This is a genomic window from Mesorhizobium silamurunense (genome assembly GCF_014843825.1).
Lineage (GTDB): Bacteria > Pseudomonadota > Alphaproteobacteria > Rhizobiales > Rhizobiaceae > Mesorhizobium > Mesorhizobium silamurunense.
This window is the reverse complement of the sequence record NZ_JHQR01000151.1, coordinates 34,989-56,719: the sequence shown is the minus strand read 5'-3', so window position 1 is coordinate 56,719 and position 21,731 is coordinate 34,989. Positions and strand designations below refer to the sequence as shown.

Sequence of the window (21,731 nt, the reverse complement as noted above, 5' to 3'; positions counted from 1 at the left end):
GAGGTGGTCAGCGATCTGGCGGATGATCTTCGGCAACTCGCGGCCGGCTCTGGTATGGTCGCAACGCTGACCGGCACATTCATGGCCGCTGAACGCCACGGCTTTGGGCGCGCCGTCGGGGCATGGCTCGCCGACGCCCTGCTGGCGCAGCGGCTGGGTTGGGCATACGCCATGCCGCTGCTGGGCGCCGAGGCAGCCTTGGGGACAGGCGCCCGCACGCGTCGATTGGCAGCCAGCTCTGCGGCGACAAGCATTGAGACAGATCCTGAGCGTGCCAAAAGCCTGCTGGCCGCGACGGCGCGCGCCGCGCTGCGCGCCATTGATCTGTCCGTCGAGCTCGAGCGCCGCGCGGATCGGCTGCTTGCCGTTGCGCCGAAACTCAGGGCCAAGGCAGCAGATGCTGTTGTCGAAAAGCTCCTATCCGACGATGCGATCGTTGCCTCGGAAAACATCGTAGGCATGAGTGACCGTGGGCTGCGCCGCCTGTTCGACCGTCTGGTCGAACTCGGCGCCGTGCGTGAACTATCCGGCCGCCCGACCTTCCGCATCTACGGGATCTGAAAGCGATGGCGGAAGCAGCGCGCAGACGAGGGAAGGGGCGGCCAGATGACGGTCGATCAGGCGACCGCCTGTTTGATCGGGAGCTGGATCAGCTGCCGCCGGAGGCGCGCTGGCGGGAATGGATGCATCGCGTTGAGGCGACTATTTTTGCCGCCAGCGAACCGGTCGGCCGCGAGACGCTCGCGCGGATCGTCGGAAAAAACTGCAGCATCGACCTGCTGATCGACGACATCCGCGAAGAACTGCGCGGCCGGCCCTATGACCTCGTCGCCGTCGCTGGTGGCTGGAAGCATCTGACCCGGCCGGCCTATGCCGATGCCATCCGCAGTGCATTTGGCACGGCCGTCGGCGGGAACGGGCGTGCCGCAGACCTGACGCAGTCGGACGTGCTGGTGCTGATGTGCATCGCCTATTTCCAGCCGATTACGCGTGGAGAACTGTCCAGCTTTTTTGGGAAAGAGATTTCTCGCGACCTGATCGGGCATCTGCGCGGCGCGAAGCTGATTGCGTCCGGTCCGCGCAGTCCGACACCCGGCGCGCCCTACACATATGTGACGACGAAAGAATTCCTGCTGGAGTTCGGGCTCGACACGCTGCGCGACCTGCCGGATTTCGAGGCGCTCGAGGATGCCGGACTGCTGTCGAAGGAGAAGTTGCTGGGCGGCGACATCATGCCCGACTTTGCGGCCGGCAATGAGGACTTCGGAGGCGAGACGAGCGAATAGCGGGGCGTTGACGACGCAACTGGCCGACAGTTGGCGCTCGTGTAGGCATTGTCCGAAATTTGTCGGCTTATTTCGGACATGGATCGAAATCAGCCAGCCCTCGTTTGGTCTGGCCTGATCCAGGACAGGCTGAAAGTGAGAAAACGGGAGACGCTCGACCTCGTTGAAACGAGCTTGACTGCGCGAGATGACGGGCAGGGGATGTCTCGCACAAAATTCGACCAACTAAAAATCCCCCTTTGTTGAAAGCTGTCAGAAACGGGCTATTTTTCTGACACAAGCGATGGCATTGGAAAGACTTGACCGGCACCATTTTTGAAGCGATTGGCGGGATGCAGATTTCTGCGAAAAATTGCTTCATCGCGGGTGGTGTGCGGTCTCCACGGTGCCCACGAGCGGAACATGAACGAAATCGATGCAGACGATCACACTGATGATCTCTTTTCAACTCCGTCGGACGTCGAACTTTTCCAACTACTACTGGCCGAGCTGCACGATGACCTAGCAGGCCGACTCGGCCGGTATCACTATTTGATCGATCACGGACGCTCGTTGGGGATTGGCGGAACGCTTCTCTTTGGAGGAACCGTAGCTCATACGGCGTTGATCGAGGCCCGGTCGTCATTCGTCCACGGCAATTTCGCCGCGACCATTTTACTTTGCCAATCGCTTGCGGAAAATACTCTGGCCGGGTTTCTGCATGTAGCAGGAGAGGATCTTCCGCCGAAGGTGGGTTTTCATGAAACCCTTAGGCGAAGCTCAGCCAACGGCTTTCTCTCCTCGGGAGAGGTCACTGATCTCAAACGATTGGCGGACCTCCGCAACCCGCTCTCTCATTTCCGGAACGTAAACGACCCGGACAATTTGGTGAGGCGTTCCGTCACCGGCGGAGAGCTCGCCGAAGATGTTCTTGCCCACGATGCACATTTTGCGATCGCAACCGCCATTCGGCTCATGTCGAAGGCACCGTTTCGAGTCGGATAAACGGCGAAACGCAAAAAGAGCGCAGCGCCAGGAGGACTATCTTCTCCAGCAAACATATCGCGCGACGCCCTTCGATCTCCACTCCCTTGGCAGGCGCAGGTCCTTGGCTCGGGTTTTGGCAGAGGAGCTTTCATGGTGGGCTGATCAAGACGAAAAGGTGCTCGGCTTTGTCTTTCGTGACATCACGGATGACGATTTTGGTTGGCAATTGCTGGGTCGTGATCAAGTCGAGCGCTTCACTCTAGGGCGAAAACGGCCGTCACCTTGCCCTGAATCCAACAGCTTTCGCGGTGCCGCGGTATCGTTCACGCGTCGCTTCCCAAGCCATCGGTTCTTGAGCTGACTTTCGTGCATAATCTGTAACGGCCAAAAATTCCTATTTCGCGCGTCCAGATTCGCCGTTGAGCGGCAGATATATGACGTCGAACAAAGATCGGCACCGAATCAGCCGGTGACGTCGACCGGACGGTGAGAGGACTAGAATGTCGAAACAGAAAGAACTCCTGACGCTACATGGTCAGCTTCTGGCGGGTGATACGCGTGCCGCCTCGAAGATCGTTGAGTTGGTCATTGCGTCGCTGGTTGCCATCGTTAAGCGCGACGTAGCTGGTCTCCATGACCATCAGGATGTCGAAGAGGCCTGCTTCGACGCCTTGTTCAAATATCTGGCTGCCCCGACGAATTACAATCCTCAGCTCGCTGAGCTGACAACGTACCTCGCCGCTATCGCCAAAGGCAAAGCTATGACCCTTCGGCGCTCGCAGGCTCGCCGCACAAAACATGAGGGTACGTATTCGGCGATCGAAAATACTTCTGATGATCCGTTAGCGACAGTCGACGACGAGGATTCAATGATCCAGCAGATCGACTGGGAGCGATTTGGCGACCATTTGGTGAAGGATCCTGGCGACGCAGTCATCGTCAACCTCATAAAGGTGGGTGCGAGTTCGGTGCCCGTAGTCGCTCAAGCTCTCGGCTTGACCGCCGATGAAGCTGGGCTAGAGGAAGCGGGAAGACGGTTGGAGCGTATCCGCGGCAGAGCTCGCCGCTTTGGGGAGGGGACGAAGGCATGATTAATACGGAGATTACAATGGACCGAAATTCAGCAGAGACCGAACGTCTGGGGCGCGCGATGGCCCAGGCGGCGCGTGATCGATCCGATTTCGTCGGTAGTGCTCTGGCGATTTGGGAACGTGCAAATCCAGGGCGCTCGGCCACCGTCGAGCTGCGTTGTGATGAGAACCAGCTGTGGCGGCTCGCGGTAACACCGCGGCCGGAAGGCGCTGCAATACCCGGGGCGGCAATGGAGTTGGCAACCGCGTTGGGCGTGAATCCACTGGCCCTCGTCAATATGCTACGTTTCGCTGAAAGCGCAAAGGCCTTCGCGAATGCCAATGACGACGGCGAAATGCTGATCGCCGCGCTCGACGTGGACGAGGAGAAACAGGATACCGATTGATGGCGTTTGACGCCGCCGCAGTTGCAGCGCGAATTACAGCCGGAACCGACTTTGTCGGCTCCGGCTTTCCGCGTGATCTCGCCGAATGCGCACCGCTGACCTTGCCCGTTTCGATCATTGTCCGCGCTGGCCTTACCACCGCGGACGTCGTCCAGACGCTGGCTGTCGCGACCGGTCGCGCAGCCGCGTCCCTACGAAAACGACGCCTGCGCGGCTGCTTGGTTGCCCACCGAGGCTTCGGTATGATTTTTCTCGACGAAGATGATTCAGCGCTCGTGAGGTTCGCTCTCGCGCATGAACTGGCCCATTTTGCAGGTCATTACTTAACGCGGCGCGAACTCGCGATCGCTCGCCTTGGCCCGGCGATCATTGACGTACTCGATGGCCTTCGAGCGCCGACGGCACCGGAACAACTTGCGGGCATTTTGTCGGGATGCCCGCTCGGCGCGTTTGCGGACGTGATGGAACGGGACGACGGTGTACCACTGACAGCCGCCGCGGAAGTCATGGAATATGAAGCCGATGAGGCTGCGTTCCTTGCCCTCGCCCCTATAGGCATTGTCATTGCCCGCACGCTTGGTCGAAGTGGGCGCATCGATCGGGCAGCGGCCACCGCCTGCTTGATAGAAACCTTTGGGCTGTCACCGGGCGATGCCGATCGTCACGCGCCGCGTATCGTGAACGCTGCGGGCCGCAATCGCCCTTCCTTAGTGGAGCAACTTCGCAAGGCGGCGTCCAAGATAGAGCGCGAGCGGCATATGTAGGATAAAAGGACCGGCGCATGGCTAATTCTGCTGTCGACCAAGATGAAGCTAAATCGGCGCCACGCGAAGCGGGATCGGCAGCTGGGCGGAGCTACGAGGACGCTACCGGCGAGCGCATTGAGGACACGCTCGACATCGACAATTGGGACCCCGCCCACCGGATGGCGGAGCAGTTTGATCGTCTGCAGAGGGAGATTATTGCGGCGCAAGTCCGGGAAATGGAAGCCCGCCGCGACATTCGCGAGCAGGCCTTCCCTTTGATCGCCCGCCGCGTAGGTGCTCCCCGTGATGCTGGAGTTCACGAAGTCGAACTTGGCGAGTTGCGGACAGTTCAGCAGCACTTGCTATTCAGCGGGCATGTCCAAGCCGTTGATGGGGCGTCGGTCGTTCATCAGACGCTTCCGATGACGATCTTTCAGACGGCCATAGCACTTGCGACCTATCTGGGCGACCATGGGACCTGGGGCCACCGAGTGTTTCAGAAGGACGTCAAGGTCTCAGGACGCACCGCGCTTGATCGAACGCTCGCCTTGCTTGCCCAACGCAAAGCAGCCGAGGATGCCGAGGAAGCGGGCGTATCGGACATGCTGCGACGCGGATTGATGGCCAATGCCGAGTTGGCGGTCATGGCGCGCAAGGCAGAAGCGCCATGGCGGATGGGCCATGGCCATCCCCTGCCGAAGGAATTGCTCACGGGGGCTGGGATGCCCGAACTGATCGAGTTGTCCGTTCCGCTTTTTCGTGAGTTGCTGCTCGACCACAAGCGCTTCGTCTATGTTCCGCACGGATCGAACGACCGCCTGCTGCGGACCATCGGCGATGCGTTACTCCCCCTTGAATATGCGATCGTCGACGATCTGAACTCCTACATGCACGGCGTCATCACTCAAGGTCACTATGGAACGGGCCGATTCCAGAAAGCGCTGCGGATGCTTGAGGGCTTTCAGGCGGACGCCAGCGGGAAGCTTGTCGCCGGCGTCTTTCGCGTCTCGCCGCACTCGTCAAGTCAGGTGTTCTATGCCCATGCCGAACACGCCAGCGAAGCCGCTATCGTCGCGATGGCGGATGCCGTGCTTGTTGAAGCGCGAGGCTACCCGATGCTGCTCGATCTCGCCGGCGGTATCTGCCGCGAGATGTTCCCATCAGATGCGATCTTCAAGCCGGCAGCGGCGGTCATGACTCAATATGGCGCGTGAAGCGCCTCGCCCATTCAGGAGAGTGAAATGCCCAAAGCGAACCGAGACCACGAACCGGCTAGCGATGCATCGGAGGTGGCTGACCGTGCGTCAACGAGCCGCGCGGCCGTGAAGAATTTGATCGAGACGTCAGAAAAGGCCGGCGGTCAGAAGAAGCTGCCGGCTGTTTACGATGGATCTTTCGGGCGAACCCTGTACGACACCTCCGGCTCGTCCGATGGATCGGTGACGGTTGTGATGCCGCCGGACAAAATTCTGAACGTAACGTCGCAGGCGCTTCTTCGCATCGAAAGCCATCCCGACGGTCGCCGCTATGTCGGAACTGTGTCGGCCGGACCGTTCTATGATCCGGATGGTATTAGCGCTGATTCGACCGCCATGGTGATCTCGGCGGTCAATGGCGCAATCGGCATGCCCGGGCACCACGGCCGTCTTCAGCTTCAGCTGCTCGGCGAGGAAAGAGGGGGTCGCATCGGGCCTGCCAATCGGCGACCAATTCCGAATTCGCCCGTCTTCCTGGTTGATGATGCAGAGATGTCTTCGATTCTGGGCTTGGAGGGCGATTTCGCCATCGGCCGCGTAATGGGCCACGAAACAGTCGACGTACCGGTGCCGGTTCACAAGAAGTCTGTACTCTATCGGCATACGGGGGTTCTGGGCACAACGGGCGGCGGCAAATCTACGACGATCACCAACTACGCCGCCGGCATCGCGGCAGAGGGGGCGGCGGTCATTCTGCTCGATACCGAAGGCGAGTACACCACCATGCACGAGGTGACCGCGGATGCCGATATGCTGGCGCTTGCCAGGGCGCAGGGTCTCCCCGTTAAAGGCGTACCCAACACACATGTTCTGACGCTCGTCGGCCGTGAGCCCAGCAATCCTGACCACCCGTCACATACCGAGTTCACGCTCGAATTCAGCGTGCTATCACCATGGACCGCGATAGAAATACTCGGGATGAACGATGCACAACAAGGTCGTTTCCTCGCCGCCTATGATATCGGTCGACGCCTGCTGGGCGACATCAACATTTTTCCGGTCAAGAAGGACGTCGAGTCGGAACGCCAGGCCCTGGATTGGGATGAAATGGAGTCAGGCTATCCACACCTGACCCTGGCGCTGCTAATCGACGTCGTTTCTGCATGCATCGCGCACCTCAAGAAAGGTGAAGTCACATTTTGGGCCAGCGACCTGATGCGCAAACGGTCGGACGCGCAGGCCAAGCTCAAAGAAATCATTGATCAGACTGAACTTGAGAAAGTCCCGTCGAGCTGGATGAAGGTTTCCGGCCTCCTCTGGCGCATGCACCGGTTGAAAATCTTCGATCGTGCCGATGCCGCGCACCTAGATGTCCCGGCGATGCTCAAACCAGGTCGGGTCAACATCATCGACCTTTCAGATCTCGACAGCCCGGTGCTGCGAAACTTGGCGATCGCGCAGGTTTTGCGGCAGCTGCAGACGGAGCAGGAGCGTGCGTACGAGTTGGCAAGCGTCAAGGGGCAGACGCCGACGCCAGTTAATCTCATTATCGAGGAGGCACACGAATTTCTGTCGACGGCGCGAATCCGACAGATGCCGACGTTGTATGAGCAGGTTGCCCGCATTGCTAAGCGCGGGCGTAAGCGTTGGCTGGGCCTAACCTTCGTCACGCAGTTGCCGCAGAATTTGCCCGATGAGGTGTTGGCGCTGATCAACAACTGGATCCTGCACAAGATTCAGGACGAAAGCGTCGTCGGCCGGTTGCGGCGGACTATTCCTGCCATTGATCAGAGCATGTGGCGCTCGCTTGCGTCGCTGCAGCCGGGACAGGCCGTCGTTAGCCTTGCTCACATGCGTCGCCCGATCATGACACAGATCCGTCCCTCGACCGCGAAGCTGAGACTGGAAAGCTGACATATATGCTTCGTCTTTCAGACCGATGTCGATTCGCGTGCTCTAGATGTTGGCGTTAGGAGGCATAGTATGGGAAAGGGGTCTGACTGCTGTAAAAGCTGGACATGCATTTTTCCTGACCTGAGCAATTGCGGGAAGAAGTATAGTAAATCGATTCGCTATTCTATCTATAAACTCAGCCGACCAATTGGGGTGATTTTCAGTGACAACAGTAATCGATCTCGCGAAATTCAAGGCAAAAGCAAAACTCAATGATCGGTATGCCAAACAACTAAAGCGATTGCAGACTGCCGACATTCCTACGACGAGCATCGAGGTGGCTGTCAACGGCGCGGTCTCCAACCTGGCAAAGGCCAGCACATCGGCGCTCGTGATCTATGGTGAGCCTCAGAGCGGCAAGACCGAGATGATGATCTGTCTAACGGCGAAGCTCCTCGATCAGGGGCACAAGATCATCGTTCATCTCATGAACGACAGTGTCGATTTGCTCACGCAGAATTTGCGTCGCTTCAAGACCTCCGGCCTAGCGCCAGCTCCTCGTAACTCCTCCGAGTTGCTTCAGACGTCGAACGGCCAGAAGCCCGCCGAGCTGGTTGTTTTCTGCAAAAAGAACGCGCGAGATCTCGAGAAGCTGATCGATCGACTCAAGGGCGTAGGAAAGATCGTCGTGATCGATGACGAAGCAGATTATGCCACGCCAAACTCCAAGGTGAACAAGGGTACGAAGACGACCATTAACGACCTCGTTGGGCAGCTGATTGGCAGCGATGGCTTCTATATTGGCGTCACCGCGACACCCGCACGGCTCGATCTCAACAACACCTTTAAGAATGACACTGAAAAGTGGGTGAGCTTCCCACCACACGCCAAATATACAGGCCAGGATGTGTTCTTTCCTCTCGACAAGAAAGTGTCTTATCGCCTGACCTATCTTCAGCAGGGCGGCAATCCGCAGGAAGCGCGGGACGCGCTCGTTCGGTTTCTTGTTACGGTCGCCTACCTCAACAAGGTTGTGAACGACGAAGAGAAAAACTACACGATGCTGGTGCACACGAGCGGCAAGAAGCTCGACCATGAGGCCGACCGCATCACGATCGAAGAGGCCGTGCATGCATTGACGGAGGCCGACAGCACGGAGTTCGATACGCTTGTCACCAGCGTCTATGCGACGGCGCAGCAGCTATATCTAGCGGCTGATCCCGATGCACTCACCAGCTATGTCGTGGAAAACGCTTCGCGCACGAGCCTCGTGGTGCTGAACAGCGAACGAGACCGAATAGCAGCAGGGGATAGCGCCACCGAGCCCTCCTCTCCGTTCACCATTATCATCGGCGGGAATATAGTTTCACGCGGCGTCACCTTCCCAAACCTTCTGTCGATGTTTTTCACGCGTAACGTGCAGCACAAGTTGCAGCAGGATACTTACATCCAGCGGGCACGCATGTTCGGCGCGCGCGGCGCATATCTTGAACATTTCGAACTGACAATCCCAACCCAACTCTATGCCGATTGGCATCGTTGCTTCGTGTTTCATCGGCTGGCGCTCGCGACAGTTCGGAGCGAGCTGGGGTCGCCGGTCTGGATTGGAGATAGTCGCGTGTCTGTGGCGTCGGACCCCAGTATTGATAAGGCAACAGTCGCGCTCGACAAGGGCGAGATGTCGTTCGGCATGTTCGATTACACGGTAGAGCTCGATCAGATCGTGCTTGGTGACCCATCGAGCATCGTCACGCTAGATGCGCTTCGCGCCAAACTCGGCAACGACGCGCTGCCGCAATTTCTGATCGACTACATCAAGGCAGTGATGGCCGGAGGTGGCGGCACGCTCGCCATTCACGCAGCCTCGACGATCGCTAATTACGGCAGTACCGCCAATCAGGCAGCGATCTCACGCGACAAGGGATTCATGGGCAAAAGTCAGCTTGAGCCCAAGAAATTTCCGACAGCCGTCCATCATGTGAAGATTTTCTACAATGCGAACGGACGAGCAAAGCTGTTCTACAAGTACAAGGGTAGCTTGCAGTTCATCCAGAATCTCGCATGACAGTCAGGTGCGAGCGAATGTGAGGATCGTCTCGGTGCGCATGCGCTTGCCGAGCGGTTCGCTCGTCATTGGCAGATAGCGGCTGTGCAATGGTAAAGGTCGCTCGGTTTCGCTAACCAATGTCAGCCCAGCGAGGCGGGCAGCGGTAGCGACCGCTTCAGAATTCCTGATGAACACGTCGCGCAGACAGGAATTGCCTACGACGAATGTCGCGCGTGCTCCAGCCTTTAGCACGCGCGCGATTTCGCTGACCATAAGACGGATGTCCTGGACATAGCGGGCGATCATCGACGCGAATTTCGTGGGAAGCTGATCGATCTCGCCCATGGCAGCTTGCATCGTTGCCAGCTCGATGGCCTCATCAATCTTATCGGGCGCCCGCTCAGCACCGATGCTGTTGGAGCGGATCGCACGAAGGTCTCTAAGACGATGGCCAAGCCAAATAAGAGACAGACGATGTCCGCGCATGTAGTCAATAGCATTGAGATAGGGTGGCGACGTCAGAACCATGTCGACGCTGGCGTCCGCGACGGACGTCAGGGTTCGCGCATCGCCGAGCGTAATGGCGGCGGCGCCGGCAGGTGGGGCTTCGCTCAGGCGCTTCCTTACAGCGTTAATTGAGCGATCGAACATTGGTCTGACCTCGAAGTCGTTGGCATCCGCGACCTTATGCGGTCGACTGTGCGAGACGTCGCGGGCCAGCGAAGCTCCTTTGTCCTTGGTGATGATGAGGCGGCTGAGCGCGATCTTCAACAGGTCGATCGCCAAGTGCTCATCCGGGCTGGAGAGTTCCCCGCTAAGCTGATCCAACGCACAAGCGATTCGGCGCAACTCGGCTTTCTGCGGATCAGCGAACCAGAAGTCGGCAAACGCCGCTGTCTCGGGATCATTGTCCATCCAAGGCAGGATGGCTTCTTCAACAGATATCGCATCGATTCGTTTATTTACGCGCTCAGCGAGATCGAGGACCAACGCATCGTTGACTGCGGCCGTCAACACGCGGGTCATGAGAACTGCGAGAGGGTCCATATCGAAGCCAATCGCCTGGTGACCGAGATCGGTCGCCTGACGAAGAACGGTTCCAGAACCTGCCATCGGGTCGAGCACTAGGCCTGCGGAGGATAGCTCGTTTAGTTTTTCGAGAGCTAGTTCCGGTGCCATGCGTGCCGGGAAGGGATGAATGGAGCGGATCACGTTCGACCTCCCGGTACGTCTTTGTCCGAAATTTACCGCATCCTTCGGACAACGTAAAGCTCGGAGTTGCTTTTGTCCGAAAAATACCGCATTTTTCGGACAAAGAGGTGAGCATGCGCGGCCCTTCGCTCGATCTAAAGCCACAGATCCTCGACCGCATTGCAGCGGCTCCGAGTGCTGTCTGGACACCTGTGGACTTTCTCGACATTGGACCTCGCGCTGCGATAGACAAGGCACTCCAACGCCTCGTGAAAACCCAAAAGCTGCAGCGTCTTGATAGGGGTCTGTATTACATGCCGCGCAAAGACAGCCTGACGGGCCGTTCGGGCGCCCCGGAGACACGCGCCGTAATTGACGCTGTAAGTCGACGCGACCAAGCCCGTCTTGTCGTCGACGGTCTAACTGCGGCGAATGATCTAGGTCTCACCACCGCCATTCCCTCACAAGTAGTTGTACTCAGTGATGCGCGTCTGCGTCCAATAAAACTGGGCAACCAAACTATCAAATTTAAGCAGGCTGCGCCAAGCCGGCTTTTCTGGGCCGGACGACCTGCGATGCGGGTCGTCCAAGCCTTATACTGGCTTCAAGACATTATAACGTCAGGGAACGAAGCGGACAGCACGGCACGACTTCGGAACTTGCTCAGTGATCCGGCAAGAGGACAAGTGATCCGCGACGATCTCCGCGACGGCCTACCAACCTTGCCAATATGGATGCAATCTTATCTCCGGGAGGTGTTGCAGGATGCCGATCCATCTCCTGAATTGCCTCTTGGAAGGGCGACCAGACACACCGTCTCGTCCAAGTCTCCTCAGGTCAAGCGCGAAAGGTTGCGGTCGATCGAAAAGACCGCAGGGTCCGACAATTTGGCAGAAGCCCGGGGAAAACCGAATAACAGAGCATCGACGAAGACCTCATGATGAACCCCGCATTCGCACGTGTATTATCGGCCCCAGATCTGGACGCAGCGGTAGCAGGGGACTTCTCATTGACGCCCGCAGCCGGAATGATGGACGCGCTCAAGCGAGACTACGACAGTATGGGCGGAATGATCTTCGGCTCGCTCCCTTCATTCGAGGACATCATCGCCGCTATAAGGGCGATCGACGACACGCTAAAACCACTTCGGTGACGAATCCCGACTATTCGTCATCGTCGAAATAATGTACCGGGTGCTCATTCGCGATTTCTGCAATACCGCCTCGGAGTGCCGCGTTGAGCGTGAGCATTGCGCGCTGAAGGTGGGGGACACTTACGTACACAGCCTCAGGTACCGGCGGCACTGCCTGCTTCGAGGCAACGTCAAATTTTTCCCCATAGCGAAACGCAGTGGAAGTGGGGTCTATTGCTGCAATCTCTTTAAGCCGCTTGATGATCCAAGTCGGAGCCGAAAATCCCGACGAGGCAATGACCGTTGCCTCAAGTTCGCCGGCGAGTTCCGAGAGATCGTGCGTCCTACGCGACGATCGTGTGATATCCTTCACCAACAATTCGAGTGAATGCCGATAGAGGTAAAGGGCCGGATTGACCAGTTTGTAGTCCTCCCAATCGCCACGCTTTATCGTTTCCAAAAGCATGTGTGCGGCGTCAAAGTACTGTTGCGCCATCTCAATGCGCGTCGGGATGAACTCATCCCCCACCATGAATCCTTGCGGACCGGAGAATGGATCTTCGCGAAGGATGTGCTCACCTGGTTCTTCGAACAACGGTCGATTCATTGCCTCATGGGTGAATATACGCTCCGTTTGCCTCCTCATTTAAGCTTCTCCGAGTTCGATGCCCATTTCGATGTCAACACGGCCTGCGCACGAAGGGCGTCAAGGGTTGCTCGCAGCCATCAGGACCTAGAACGTCCGAAGGCGGAATCATATCGATATTTTATCCTGAACCGGCAATTCGAAGTTGGGTGAAACCCTCGTGAACAGGCTGCGACGCAGCATCATTGTCCGCGCCATGGCGGCCGCTCCTTGAAGAGATTTTCTGGCGCTCTACGCCATGACGGATGAGCCTCACGCGAGGGGATACCACTTCGAGCGGCTGGTTACCGCGTTGTTCAATGCCAGGAATATGGACGCAAGGGGAGGGTTTCGGCTGGCAGGTGAGCAAATCGATGGCTCGTTCCAGCATGGTGCAATCACATATCTGCTCGAGGCGAAATGGCATCGCGCAAGGATTGAAGCTGACGAGCTACATGCAGGGGAATGCTGAGCGAACGGCTGGAAGGGACGAGGGGGCTGTTCGTCAGCTTCGAAAGTTTCGCTGACGGTGCCCTCGAGGCGTTAACCGCGAGGCGCATCATTCTTGGGGACGGCATGGAATCTTTGAGGCGTTGACGCGGCGGATATCGTTTCCCGAAATCATCGCTGCCAAAGCGCGCCACGCTTGAGAAGATCGCAATCCGTTCGCGCGTGTCCGGACACACCGGTCAGCCGGACGACTTCAGCTAAGATGGGCCCTCGATCTCTGATATTTCGCGGCGAACAGCTGAAACGAAATTCCGTTTGATGTCGTAAAAGGCATCCTTGGGTTCAGCATCGGCAGCTGCGTGCGAAGCCAAAGCGCTTCCGCAGACACCTCTTGCCGCTTCAACGACGGAGTCTGAACCGATCAACTCTATTTCGGATAGACGAGCGGTGAGAGTATGGAAAGCGGAGGCCTGGGCTGTTTTGGCTTCAAGGCCTTGAAGGACAAGGCGATCGGCTTCTGCAAGGAATTCGGTATAGAGGCGATGTCGGAGTGAGACCTTCTCTCTTACGATGCCGAGGCGCCATTCGTGGGTTTTCATTCCTCGCCCAACCCCATAGCTGATCGCGGCAGCCAGGATCGCGACGATGATGGTCCCCCCTGTTGAGATCAGTGACGCGAGAATTTCATTCGGCATGTCCAGCAAGCCTCCCCAAGGCTGCACCCTGACAGATTCGGTTGCCTTGCTGTAAGCGCCGAGCTATTTTCGAGTCGGGTTAGGCACCTGTGACCTGTCGCCGGGTCAAACGTCGCTATTGAGATCTCCGTATTTTAGCTTCGGACCGCATCCCAACTAGGGCTGCTGCGTAATCGGCGAACAGCATTGCCCTCCAGGAGATGCTCCGATGTTCAACCTGAAAATCTCATTCAACCAATCCGCTCTTGCTTCCATCAAGGCTGACTTCACGCGAAGCTTGCCCGACGTCAAATCCTCTCATCGCTGCGAGGCGATCGGTCGGGCTCTTGGGTTCAGCACTTATGCCGCGGCTTTGGCGGCCGCGGAGACGGAGACCCATGTTGCCGCGACAGTTAACGGCGCTTCCTTCATCGGCTATCTCGGGCGGCATGACTTTGGAACCACGGCAAAGCCACTGTATCGAGCTGCCGCGAAGACGGTTCTGTCCGACCTCGCAGTGAAACATCCAAAACTGACGATGTGGGGCATCGGTGTTGGCCGACCGCAGCAAAAACCAGACGGCAAGTTTGAGAACGCACGGGAACAGTACACGCGCTTCTTGGAGGCCAGGCAGGAACTGGTGAGCGACGGGGCGGCTGAAGCGTTCTTATTGTCGCTCGCCTTCCTGACGAGGATCACTCCAACGAAAGCGGTACGCAAGGGAACCGGAAGCTATTGGGTGAAACACATCGCAGAGAACTTCGCGTGCAGCTATCCGGAAGGCGAGAAGCTGGGGCCGCGGTATGTTTCGAACGGAGCGCTAATCGCAGCCGCGATTCATGCCGGGTTCCGGACAAGGGCCTACATCGATGGTTCCGTTGCAAACTTTTCGCTTACGGCCGGCGTGTCATAGGTGACCGGCATTTTGCCGGAGAGTTGTTCATGTTCAAGGGCCGCCATTTCGACCAGTCCGTAATCCTGCTGTGCGTGCGCTGGTATCTGGCCTATGGCCTGAGCCTGCGCGAACCTGAAGGAAATGATGGCGGAGCGCGGCATCGGCGTCGACCATTCGACGATCCACCGCTGGGTCGTTCACTTCTCGCCTCGGCTGCTGGAGCGTTTCAATCGACGCAAGCGCGCGGTGACCAGAAAATGGCATGTCGACGAGACCTATATCAAGGTTCGCGGAAAGTGGATGTATCTCTATCGCGCGACAGCGCCGGCGACACCGTCGAGTTCTGGTTCAGTGAACACCGGGACCTGCTGGCGGCCAAACGGTTTTTCCGAAAAGCGCTTGAACGCCATGGGCGGCCCGCGCGGGTGGTCATCGACGGCAGGCGAGGTACGCCTACAATCCAAATCCGTCGATTGCTGAACAGTTTGAAATCATCGCCGCAGCGTGAAGCTCTTGCCGCCCCCTCAGTTTCTGTGCCGGTATGAAAATTTGCAACGGAACCACATTATGGTGAGGCAACGAAAGATCGTTCGGGAGCATTCCAGGGTGGGGTCGGAACAAGAACCGTTCCCGCAGACACGCAGCCTTTATCAACCAAAGACAGCAATATCGTTGTGATCTATGGCTTTTCATGCGATTCTTCGGGCGGATATGAAGGAGGTGAGGATGCCTGAAATGCTTGCAGCGCTTTCCAGCATTCGGACTGTTGAAGAAATGATCGCGGCCTTCCGGGATGAGCAGCATTGCCGTCGGTTGCTGGAAAGCATGGTGTGGCCGGATGGCCGGATCTGCCCCGCCTGCGGATTCAAACGCTCGATTGCGCTTGCCGATCGCGATACCGGCAAGCGGCGCGCCCGACCGAGTCTTTATCAATGTTCCAGCAGCGTTTGCCGGTTCCAGTTCACGGTGACGACACACACGCCTCTGCACTCCACGAAGCTTCCCTTGCGTATTTGGCTGAAGGCAATGTGGCTGTTACTGCAATCCGACAAGGGCTTGTCCTCGGTGCGCCTGGCCGAGGCGCTCGGGGTGAGCCAGCCAACGGCCTGGCGGATGGGACATGCACTGCGTCTCATGGTGGCGCGGGAGAACATGCTCGCCGGCACGGTGGAGATCGACCATTTCCATCTCGGTGGAAGGCCCAGAAAGAATCCCGACGACCCGCCTCCGGGCCGCGGCCGGAAAGGCCAGACGAATACGGACAAAACGCCGGTCATGGCAATGGTGCAGCGACCGACCGATGTAATGCCTGGCACTCTGGCTGGTGACGCGCGTGCCGCGGTCGTGACCGGTCTCTCGGCGCGAGCAAGCGAACGCGTCATTGAAGCGCAGATCGAATCGGGAGCTCATTTGATGAGCGACGAGTGGAAGGCATTCATGGCCATTGGTGAGAGCTTTGCCAAGCATGAGACAGTGAAGCATTCCAGCGGTGAGTATGTTCGCGACGCCGTCCACGTCAATTCGGTGGAGGGCTTCAACTCCCGCGTCCGCCGTACCATCGCCGGTGTCTTTCATCATATCAGCCCGCAGCATGCCGACCTGTATTTCCACGAGATCGGCTTCCGATGGTCGCAGCGCGTCGTCACAGGAAACGTCATTCGCAAAACCCGGCATGGCCGGGAGAGCGTGCGAGCCCTGTGGTCGCGCGTGCCGCCGGCGCTGCAACTGCCGAACGTTTTCCGCGCCGCGACCGGTCGTCAGATGCGTCGAAGCCAGGATGGCGGCATTGTCATTAAATCAGCCGTAGCTGTCTTTGGTTGATAAAGGCGAGACACGCTAAGGTCGAACGAAGCGCGAACACGCGCATAGATCTGTAGATGAAGCCACCGGGCTGGTTGAAAGCTTCCGGCCGATGGCCAACCACTTCCCTTGGAATCTAGTGTGCCGAGGGAGAAGGCGAGTGGGTAGAAGACGGCTTGTCAGTTCAAAGGAAGCGGCGATACTGCTGGGCATAGCGACGGACGAGGATAGTCTGATCCGTCACTTTACGCTGGACCCGGCAGATAGATTGGAATGCGAACTCCGCCGGCGATCTCGCCCGATTGGTACTTCTTCGGCGTCAATCCGAAATGCGGCCCGACCGCTCGGGATGATTGGAAGCGCTCGGGAGCGTCGACGGCCGACACGAATGTCAGCGCCAACAGGACGCCGACCCCGGGCGTCGTCATCAACCGAAGTGCGTTGTCGTCCTGACGGGCCAAGGCACGTAGCTTTCGTTCAAACCCTGAAAATTCGTCCGCAAGCGCGTCCCGCACCTTCAACAGCCACGCGGCAATCGCCTCCAAGGTCGGATGTCCTTCAATCAACTCGCGGATGCGTGCCGCATAGGTGCGCCGCGTCGTCGGCCCTACCTTGAGGCCGAAGCCGCGCAGTATGCCCCGCATGCTCATCTCGAAGTCGTGAAGCTTTCCCTGGATGAGCTTGCGGGCGGTCAGCAGGGCGCGCACCTCCTGGGCCGGAAGAGATTTGCAATGGACCGGCCTGAACCAGCCAAGCCGCATCAACTGCGCGATGCCCCGCGCGTCCTTCTTGTCGGTCTTCACCGGCATCGTCTAGAAGGGTGCACGCACGTGGCGCGTCTCGATCAGCTCGACCGCCAGACCCGCCTTCGTCATCCCGGCATGGAGCCACTGCGACAAGGTTCCGGCCTCCAGACCGATGCGTTCCATGGCCGCGCCGAGCTCGCCAAACCAGGCGATCAGCGCATCGGGCTCGCTGAGCACCTTTGCTTCCCGTACGATGTGGCCATCCGCATCTACCGTGCACACACTCGAGTATTCCAATGATACGTCAATGCCTGCATACTGTTTCATGGTCGTCTCTCCCTGATGCTATGGAGCAGGCCACTCCTGACTCCGCGACACCATCATTGTGAGGGACGACCACCAGCCTTTCAAACCTAACTGGCTGGGCTCCGCCCGTTACTCCATCTAGCTATCTTTCCGAATCCCTCGAGCCCGTGAACCACCGCTGCGCAGGCGGCATGACTTTTCCTCCTTTATTGCGAGGCACCTACCTCCGCGGCGGATTAGATGCCCTCGAAACCAATGGGCGAAAGATCATATGATAGTAACAAGGCGTTCTGAACTGTTGCAAATCAACGGGACGGATTGTCGCGACACTTGCTTGTGACAGGCACCGGTAAATCCCTCCCTCCTCGTTTATTTCTTCCAGATCGAGAGAGCTCGAAATGTTCTTACACACACTTCTTTTTTTGTTTAATACTCGTATATCTGCGATTTGCAACCATTCGTAGTGCTCCCCTAGCAGCAATTTAACGCTGGTGCCGTTTACATATGGCAGCATAATAGAGAAATAACCGTCATGCAGATGCCGTGCTCTGAGCAAGAAGACCTTGGACTCGTGTGTGCCCCCAATCGCGACTTTCAGAGGTGAGAAACGCACGTTCATATCTTCTGGGTTTAGATCAATTTGAAATCTTCTTTGCACCAGACCGCTGAATGTGAAGTCAAGCCCCAAGCTGCGCGTTTCATATGCACCCAGCCGATAAGGTGAGGGCAGGCACCTCACATTCTTCCAAGCACTTTCCACATGATAGATCGTCTTCTTGCGATCTGGCCCCATTAGATCGTCGTACTCGAAGTCCTTGAAAAATTCCAACTCCGCTTCAATAGGCATGTGGGCATGACGGAATAGAGCTGCATGGGCCGCCGGCTCCAAAATAGAATACTCGTGCGTCACGCCAGCCTTGGTAAAAAACGTCCTCGCATCATTGATGAAGCGCACACATTCAACTTGCACATTGGAAACCTTCTCGTACTGCTTGTCACTAAGTATAATCTCCCCAAGAACCGGCTCGCCGTCCACATCATAGTCCACAACCGCGCCTTCCTTGATAGCGCAGCATTGCTCAAATAAATCGTAACTCCACCAGGGGGACGTAATGAGCGCTTTGCTGCTCGCCGTGCTCGCCACATGGTAAGGTTCGTCGGAGGCGACCACATAGCGGCCCAATATGTCGACTTTCATTTCTTCTTTGAAGGTGCGAACCAAATATTGCTGCGTATTGCCGTGATATCCTGTGTCTGCCAAGATGATCGTATCGCCTTCCTCCACCTCCAATTCCTTTGACATATAGCGCATCATGCGGCCACGCAAAGCAAAGGAGTTCTTGAATATCAACTCCAACACAGCGTCGTCGTGAAGCAACTGATGGAACGCCTTTGTTGGATCGTCAGATTGATGTGCGATTCGTACTAACAATTCCGTCACTTCAGGCGGGAGCAAAAGCTGTTTTGCAGTGGAATGAAGATCGTCAAATTCGGGCCTGATCCCGCTGATGTAATAATCGACATCGGCGCGGGTTTTGAAAGAGGCCGCAACAGCAACGAACCTGCGGATTCGTACCAGCTTCCCCACGGGCTTGCCCGCATATGCTTCACAAGCGGCTGAAAGAAGATAAGCGTCACGCAACAGAAAGAAGACTCTTACTCGCTTGCCCTGCTGCTGCAGTGCCTCCACCTCGTCCACAAGAAAACGGGCATAGGCGTATAGCACCGGGCCAAACGACATGTAGCCGATCACTGTCTCAGGCGCACACGGCCGCAGGTTTGCTACAGAAAAAAGTGGCCGAAATGGACTGTAACAGGGAAGAACAACCGCTTTCGGTGCTGGTTGTTCGAGTACAATCAACGATGATGCCGCGTGCTGTAGGCGCAAGAAGTCTGCGACCTCACGATCAAACGGCAGGAAATGCAGCGCATGTACGCCCAATTTCCGCGGCGCTTTCGCATCGGCTACGTCATTATCCCCGATGTGAAGTATTTGCGACGCAGGAACGCCACACTCTTTGATTACAATCTGAAAGAGGGCATGGCTCTTCGACGTCCCATAATCGACAGAGCAGTAGATCTTGCTGATTGCCTGCATAGCGTCCGCAGGCAAATGCCGAGCCAAGAGGCGCCTTAACTCGCCTTCGCGCAAATACATATCGCTCACGACGATAACTTTGATACCACGGGCGCGCGCCAGCCTGATCAGTTCTACGTATGGCGGGAATGCGAAGCAAACATCCATTTCGGTCCGGATTTCCGCCTCGGCCAATAACTGCCGTTCCTCACCAGAAAGCGATATAAAAGACCGATAAATGTCGCCGATATCGATCTCCCTGGATCCGGTCTCTAAAGGCTTCGCCCGATAGGCGCGCGCAGCAGCGCTAATGCGTTGGTGAGAAGTTATCCCTAACCTTCGCGCGACGGGATTGTCGGCCAGCACGGCGAAAACGTCTCTTGGTGTCGCTGTCTTGCGCCATAGCAACGTGTCGAAACAGTCAAGTGAGAGTACCTTTACGGAATCCTCAAAGTCGTCCAGAACAGTGGGGATATCGTGGACCTTTATTTGCGTCTTATGATAAGTATCACGTATGTCTCTCCAGAGCAGGCGGTCCTCCGGCTTTTGCACTTCTTGGATCTTTTCTGTTGAGACGCCATCGTCTGGAAACATTGCATCAGGGTGACCGACGAACTGATAGACATCTTCTCCAGGAATATGCGGCACGAAGTCATGATCAAGCATATCCTCAATACGTAAGCTTCCGGAAGACCGCTGATCAATATCGGCTTGCTTTATCTTGGCGGCCAAGCGCTTCAGTATGAGCTGCATAGTTTTTCTCCTTCGCGCAAGCGTAATCTTTCCAGCTGAGAACTTCTCACTTGTCGTCCACTCTTGGGTCTAGGCTCTCCGCATCGCCAAATTGTCGAGTTCAGCGGCAACCGCTTTCGCTACGGAGTTCCAAGGAGCCTGCAGTTAAAATAGAGATGTCCTGAACTGGTTGATGGACTCGCGTTGGAACCAGGCCCTGCTGTGCAAAACTCCGCTGTCCTACCGCCAGACGATCCCTATCTCATCGTTTACCCCTGCTCTTGCAGAAACGAAGCCGGCTAACGTCAAAATACATCTGACCATCGGTTGACTCTCTGCGTCTTACCAAAACCTTGGCCGAAGACTATCAGTTAAAGGTTTGCCGTCAACGTAGCGGCGGGGATGCGACAGTATATGCCAAGTACTTGATTATGTTGAGAACAACTGCGTGTGTACGCACATGAGCTTTGTGATTTCTTGATAAAGAAGTGTGAAGGTTGATGCAGGGTAGGATTACCAGAAGCTCCATCTGACGCGGCATGAGGCAATTGGCGAGAGATTCACCGCTGGCGCCATCGTGCGGCAGGGCAACCAGCACTCGAGGCGCTGTCACTTTGTCTCTGCGTATGAACGCGCTGCGCGTGTGCTCTGCTGTCAGCAGAGCGCAGTCACGGCCTTCCACTCCGCCATCACGGTCAGACGGGTAAAGATGGATTGCACACGCGGAGTGTCTTGAGCGAGGTGGACAAAAAGGTTGCGCAGGGCGGAGAAGATCGAGACGAAGCGCTGAAGGGTTTCCGGTGATCGGAAGCCGCGCATCGTCCATTCGCAACGGCACATGGAAATTCTCAGCGCGGTTGTTCAATCCGTTGCGACGAGTGCTCTACTTTCCGGCATCACCTGCCGCCTTGCCGCCCCATAGGAGCGCCCTTCTGGGTGATCATGCGCCTCGGCGTACTGTCCGGCAGGCTGCGGTTGCATCCTGGCCCTGCATCCTTGCGCCCCTTGACCATGTTCAGGGGACAGAGTTTTGCGCAGGTCCTCGAAACCGCCGAGGCGTTTCATCGGCAGGCGCAGAATCTCGTCCAGCAGGAGGTTTCAGTTCGCTTTCGAGATCAACTCTCTGTCAATCGATGCGTCCAGGACTGCGCATATATAGGCGTTACGCGCAAGAGCAGGAGTCCGGATGCCAAAGGCATATTCTGGAAGAGGAATTGCGGACGATCGAAGAGACCGTTCGCCGCCACGAAGGCGAGGCCTCCAGCACAGCAGATTGTCGATTGGCTGCCTGCTACACCGCCTCAAATACCTCGTCGATCACCGCCGCCTCGTCATGGGGAGGCGAAGGCCGCTGGGCGCGCTATCGTCTGCCGCAAGCGCGGGACACCGTGGTACGGCCGCCGGACGCTCCGAGGCACGGGCGGAAGCCGAAGCCGTCCCGCCGCTCTCCGAGGCCGGCGTCGAGATTAGGCTTATGTCCGCAAGCCGGTCG

Annotated in this window: 18 protein-coding genes and 3 pseudogenes; 14 read left to right on the top strand and 7 right to left on the bottom strand. The window is 57.3% G+C overall.

The window, feature by feature from the left end:
- The 9 genes from DH10_RS17320 to DH10_RS17280 all read left to right on the top strand — a co-directional run.
- Nucleotides 1-561 (top strand): DUF1403 family protein (locus DH10_RS17320; protein ID WP_192385080.1); only part of this gene is annotated, 561 nt, incomplete at its 5' end.
- 5 nt (nucleotides 562-566) lie between these two features.
- Nucleotides 567-1,286 carry an SMC-Scp complex subunit ScpB gene (gene scpB / locus DH10_RS17315; RefSeq protein WP_192385079.1) on the top strand — a complete coding sequence of 240 codons (720 nt, stop codon included), beginning with the start codon at nucleotides 567-569 and terminating at the stop codon, nucleotides 1,284-1,286.
- Nucleotides 1,287-1,688: 402 nt separating this feature from the next.
- Nucleotides 1,689-2,270 carry a hypothetical protein gene (locus DH10_RS17310; protein ID WP_192385078.1) on the top strand — a complete coding sequence of 194 codons (582 nt, stop codon included), beginning with the start codon at nucleotides 1,689-1,691 and terminating at the stop codon, nucleotides 2,268-2,270.
- Nucleotides 2,271-2,752: 482 nt separating this feature from the next.
- The gene (locus DH10_RS17305) at nucleotides 2,753-3,343 is read left to right on the top strand and encodes an RNA polymerase sigma factor (protein WP_192385077.1); all 591 of its coding nucleotides are present in this window, start codon (nucleotides 2,753-2,755) and stop codon (nucleotides 3,341-3,343) included.
- Between the two features lie 17 nt (nucleotides 3,344-3,360).
- On the top strand, nucleotides 3,361-3,729 hold the full coding sequence (locus DH10_RS17300; RefSeq protein ID WP_192385076.1) for a hypothetical protein: 369 nt from the start codon (nucleotides 3,361-3,363) through the stop codon (nucleotides 3,727-3,729).
- The gene (locus tag DH10_RS17295; RefSeq protein WP_192385075.1) at nucleotides 3,729-4,493 is read left to right on the top strand and encodes a hypothetical protein; all 765 of its coding nucleotides are present in this window, start codon (nucleotides 3,729-3,731) and stop codon (nucleotides 4,491-4,493) included. The genes DH10_RS17300 and DH10_RS17295 overlap by 1 nt, the downstream gene beginning before the upstream one ends.
- A gap of 17 nt (nucleotides 4,494-4,510) precedes the next feature.
- On the top strand, nucleotides 4,511-5,689 hold the full coding sequence (locus DH10_RS17290) for a hypothetical protein (protein ID WP_192385074.1): 1,179 nt from the start codon (nucleotides 4,511-4,513) through the stop codon (nucleotides 5,687-5,689).
- A gap of 27 nt (nucleotides 5,690-5,716) precedes the next feature.
- Complete coding sequence (locus DH10_RS17285; protein ID WP_192385073.1) at nucleotides 5,717-7,585, top strand: ATP-binding protein; 1,869 nt, start codon at nucleotides 5,717-5,719, stop codon at nucleotides 7,583-7,585.
- A gap of 202 nt (nucleotides 7,586-7,787) precedes the next feature.
- Nucleotides 7,788-9,629 carry a Z1 domain-containing protein gene (locus tag DH10_RS17280; RefSeq protein ID WP_192385072.1) on the top strand — a complete coding sequence of 614 codons (1,842 nt, stop codon included), beginning with the start codon at nucleotides 7,788-7,790 and terminating at the stop codon, nucleotides 9,627-9,629.
- A gap of 3 nt (nucleotides 9,630-9,632) precedes the next feature.
- Here the strand turns inward: DH10_RS17280 and DH10_RS17275 are convergent, their stop codons facing one another.
- Nucleotides 9,633-10,823 (bottom strand): hypothetical protein, encoded by a 1,191-nt coding sequence (locus DH10_RS17275; protein ID WP_192385071.1) that lies wholly within the window; start codon nucleotides 10,821-10,823, stop codon nucleotides 9,633-9,635.
- A gap of 113 nt (nucleotides 10,824-10,936) precedes the next feature.
- On the opposite strand from DH10_RS17275, the gene DH10_RS17270 reads away from it, so the two are divergent.
- Together DH10_RS17270 and DH10_RS17265 are read left to right on the top strand one after the other, a co-directional pair.
- Nucleotides 10,937-11,743 (top strand): DUF6088 family protein, encoded by an 807-nt coding sequence (locus tag DH10_RS17270; protein ID WP_192385070.1) that lies wholly within the window; start codon nucleotides 10,937-10,939, stop codon nucleotides 11,741-11,743.
- Nucleotides 11,740-11,955, top strand: coding sequence for a hypothetical protein (locus DH10_RS17265; protein WP_192385069.1), 216 nt, complete (start codon nucleotides 11,740-11,742; stop codon nucleotides 11,953-11,955). The genes DH10_RS17270 and DH10_RS17265 overlap by 4 nt, the downstream gene beginning before the upstream one ends.
- Nucleotides 11,956-11,965: 10 nt before the next feature.
- Here the strand turns inward: DH10_RS17265 and DH10_RS17260 are convergent, their stop codons facing one another.
- Both DH10_RS17260 and DH10_RS17255 read right to left on the bottom strand, forming a co-directional pair.
- Complete coding sequence (locus DH10_RS17260) at nucleotides 11,966-12,580, bottom strand: hypothetical protein (RefSeq protein ID WP_192385068.1); 615 nt, start codon at nucleotides 12,578-12,580, stop codon at nucleotides 11,966-11,968.
- Nucleotides 12,581-13,266: 686 nt separating this feature from the next.
- Nucleotides 13,267-13,704 (bottom strand): hypothetical protein, encoded by a 438-nt coding sequence (locus DH10_RS17255; RefSeq protein ID WP_192385067.1) that lies wholly within the window; start codon nucleotides 13,702-13,704, stop codon nucleotides 13,267-13,269.
- 208 nt (nucleotides 13,705-13,912) lie between these two features.
- Between DH10_RS17255 and DH10_RS17250 the strand changes: the two genes are divergently transcribed.
- From DH10_RS17250 to DH10_RS17240, 3 genes and pseudogenes are all read left to right on the top strand, one after another.
- Entirely contained in the window at nucleotides 13,913-14,596 is a 684-nt protein-coding gene (locus tag DH10_RS17250) for a hypothetical protein (RefSeq protein WP_192385066.1), read from the top strand.
- Between the two features lie 29 nt (nucleotides 14,597-14,625).
- A pseudogene (locus DH10_RS17245) lies at nucleotides 14,626-15,123 on the top strand (IS6 family transposase).
- A gap of 181 nt (nucleotides 15,124-15,304) precedes the next feature.
- Nucleotides 15,305-16,399 carry an IS1595 family transposase gene (locus tag DH10_RS17240; protein WP_192385065.1) on the top strand — a complete coding sequence of 365 codons (1,095 nt, stop codon included), beginning with the start codon at nucleotides 15,305-15,307 and terminating at the stop codon, nucleotides 16,397-16,399.
- 269 nt (nucleotides 16,400-16,668) lie between these two features.
- On the opposite strand, the pseudogene DH10_RS38225 reads toward DH10_RS17240, so the two are convergent.
- The 4 genes and pseudogenes from DH10_RS38225 to DH10_RS17225 all read right to left on the bottom strand — a co-directional run.
- Nucleotides 16,669-17,178, bottom strand: a pseudogene (locus DH10_RS38225) (transposase); the annotation flags it as partial.
- 12 nt (nucleotides 17,179-17,190) lie between these two features.
- Complete coding sequence (locus DH10_RS38220; RefSeq protein ID WP_425515341.1) at nucleotides 17,191-17,451, bottom strand: hypothetical protein; 261 nt, start codon at nucleotides 17,449-17,451, stop codon at nucleotides 17,191-17,193.
- Nucleotides 17,452-17,650: 199 nt separating this feature from the next.
- Complete coding sequence (locus tag DH10_RS17230; RefSeq protein WP_192385064.1) at nucleotides 17,651-20,260, bottom strand: HAD family hydrolase; 2,610 nt, start codon at nucleotides 20,258-20,260, stop codon at nucleotides 17,651-17,653.
- A 633-nt stretch (nucleotides 20,261-20,893) separates the two neighbouring features.
- Nucleotides 20,894-21,195 (bottom strand): annotated as a pseudogene (locus tag DH10_RS17225) (DDE-type integrase/transposase/recombinase); the annotation flags it as partial.
- Nucleotides 21,196-21,731 lie beyond the last annotated feature (536 nt).